This window comes from Microbacterium sp. HMWF026, from assembly GCF_003061325.1.
Lineage (GTDB): Bacteria > Actinomycetota > Actinomycetes > Actinomycetales > Microbacteriaceae > Microbacterium > Microbacterium testaceum_E.
In genome coordinates this window covers 1-2,425 of sequence record NZ_QAJB01000131.1, presented here as the reverse complement: position 1 = coordinate 2,425, position 2,425 = coordinate 1, and the positions used below count along the sequence as shown (strand labels likewise).

2 protein-coding genes are annotated in these 2,425 nt (G+C 73.7%); both read left to right on the top strand.

Features of this window, described 5'->3' with window-relative positions; all coding sequences use genetic code 11:
- The first annotated feature begins 244 nt into the window (after window positions 1-244).
- Window positions 245-1,240 (top strand): glycerophosphodiester phosphodiesterase family protein, encoded by a 996-nt coding sequence (locus tag DBR36_RS05935; RefSeq protein WP_108317998.1) that lies wholly within the window; start codon window positions 245-247, stop codon window positions 1,238-1,240.
- A gap of 82 nt (window positions 1,241-1,322) precedes the next feature.
- Complete coding sequence (locus DBR36_RS05930; protein ID WP_108317997.1) at window positions 1,323-2,252, top strand: NAD(P)/FAD-dependent oxidoreductase; 930 nt, start codon at window positions 1,323-1,325, stop codon at window positions 2,250-2,252.
- Window positions 2,253-2,425: the final 173 nt, after the last annotated feature.

Below are 2,425 nucleotides of genomic sequence, written 5' to 3'. Positions count from 1 at the left end.
GGCGGGGTCGACGGCCGGGGGCGGGCTGTAGCGCGTCTGAGCGCCACCGGCTCGAGGGTCCTGGAACGCCGGGGTATTGAAAGCCGGGTTGTTGAGGGCCACGGGAACTCACACTCCAAAGATGGTGATCACAGCACCGTGCTGTCAGACAACACTAGCCGAGCGTGCCGCGAGAATCCCGGTGCTGACTGGGATTCCGCTTTGAGCGCACCCCGATTTCACCCGCCCTCGGTACGGTGTCGCCGTGCCCCTGATCATCGGTCATCGCGGGGCTCCGGGCTACCTGCCGGAGCACTCGCGCGGTTCCTACCTGCGAGCCATACGGGCGGGAGTGGATGCCGTCGAGCCCGACGTCGTGCCGTCGAAGGACGGGGTGCTGGTGGTGCGGCACGAGAACGAGATCGGCTCCACCACCGATGTCTCGCGCCGCCCGGAGTTCGCCGCGCGCCGCACGACCAGGGCCGTCGACGGCGAGGAGCTGACCGGGTGGTTCACCGAGGACTTCACCGCCGAGGAGCTGCGGACGCTCCGCTGCCGTGAACGCCTCCCCGCGATCCGACCGGACAGCGCCACGCACGATGACACCGAGCCCGTCCTCCTGCTGCGCGACGTGCTGCAGCTCGCGCGCGACGGCGGTGTGGGCGTGGTGCTCGAGATCAAGCACGCGGCGTACTTCGCGCGCCGCGGCTTCGACATGGCCGAGCTGGTGCGGGCCGAGCTGGCGGAGGCGGGGTGGGGGGATGCCGAGCGGTCCCTCGTCATCGAGTCGTTCGAGCCGCTGGTGCTCGCGCGGCTGCGGGACAGTGGCATCCCTCATCCTCTCGTCCAGCTCGTTGAGGCCGAGGGGGCGCCCTGGGACCTGCGCGAGAGGGACGGGGACGACGCCACCCCGTACGCCGCGATGCTCACGCCCGCGGGGCTGGACGCGCTCGCCGAGGAGGTCGGGGGCATCAGTACCGACAAGCGGCTGATCCTCGACCCCGACGCGCGGGGGCGGGCGCGCGGGCCCGCCCGGTTCGTCGAAGAGGCGCGAGACCGCGGGTTGCGGGTGTTCGCGTGGACCTGCCGGCCCGAGAACGCGTTCCTGCTGCCGGGTTTCCGTGGCGACGGCGGTCCGGCGGATCCGGGGGACTACCGCGGCGAGTGGGGGGTGCTGCGCGCTGCGGGACTGGACGGCGTGTTCGTCGACCACCCCGACCTGGGCGTCGAGTTCTTCCGCGGGGGCGGAGCGGGAGCCTGACGGCGGACCCCCCGCGTTCTCAGGGGTGCGCCCCGACCGCAACCCCGGGCCGGGACCGCGCGGGTCGGGACAGGATGTCGGCATGACGGTGGACGTGACGGTGGTCGGCGGCGGTATCTCGGGTCTCGCGTGTGCGCGGGCGGTGCGGGATGCCGGAGGCTCGGTGCGCGTGCTGGACCGCGGCCGCCGGGTCGGGGGGCGCCTGTCCAGCCGCACCATCGACGGTCGCGCGGTCGACCTCGGCGCGTCGTACTTCGTGGTCGGCGAGGCCGACGGGTTCGGCCACGTCGTCGCGGACTGGGAGGAGCGCGGCCTGGCGCGCCCGTGGACCGACACCTTCCAGGTGCTCGACGCGGACGGCGGGCAGACGCCCAAGCCGGGGCCGATGCGCTGGGCGGCGCCGTCCGGTCTGCGTTCGCTCGCGCTCGATCTGGCCGACGGGCTCGACGTCGTCTCGGAGCGCGTCGTCGACCGGGTGGAGCCGTACCGGGTCGATGGCGAGGACGCGGGTGAGGTGGTGCTCGCGATGCCCGCGCCCCAGGCGCAGCGTCTGACCGACGCGGCCCTCGGCGGGGATCAGGAATGGGAGCCGGTCATCGCGGTCGTGCTGCGCTGGCCGGAGCGGATGTGGGATGCCGATCTGCACGGCGCCTTCACCGACGCGGACGCCGACGTGTCGTTCATCGCGGACGACGGTGATCGCCGTGGCGACGGCGCCCCGGTGCTGGTCGTGCACACGACCGCGGAACGCGCGCGCCGTCATCTGGACGATCCCGAGGGCGCGGTCGGTCCGGTGCTCGCCGCGATACGACGGCTGCTGCGCATCGACGTCGACCCGGTCGCCACGTACGCGCACCGATGGACGTTCGCCCGTCCCGGACAGACCACCGGACAGCCGTTCTTCCGCTCGCCCGGTCTCTCGGCCTGCGGCGACGCGTGGGGCCGCAGCGCGGCGGTGCGCACGGCGTGGACGTCGGGCGATGCGCTCGGGCGGGCGCTGACGGCATCCTGAGACCGAGGCCGCTTCGTCCGTTCGGAGGAAATCGTGCCGCGACACGCGCGGGCGGCCACGGGGGTCGGATCGGCGGGCGGCCGCGGAATCCCGTCCGCCGTGACGGCGGTACGCCCCCGGGGCCGCCCGATGGACGTCGGGGCCCCGCCCTAGGGTGGGGCCATGGATGCCGG

Coding starts and splice junctions, on each gene's coding strand:
- DBR36_RS05930 (WP_108317997.1), top strand. CDS start 1,323: ATGACGGTGGACGTGACGGTGGTCGGCGGCGGTATCTCGGGTCTCGCG.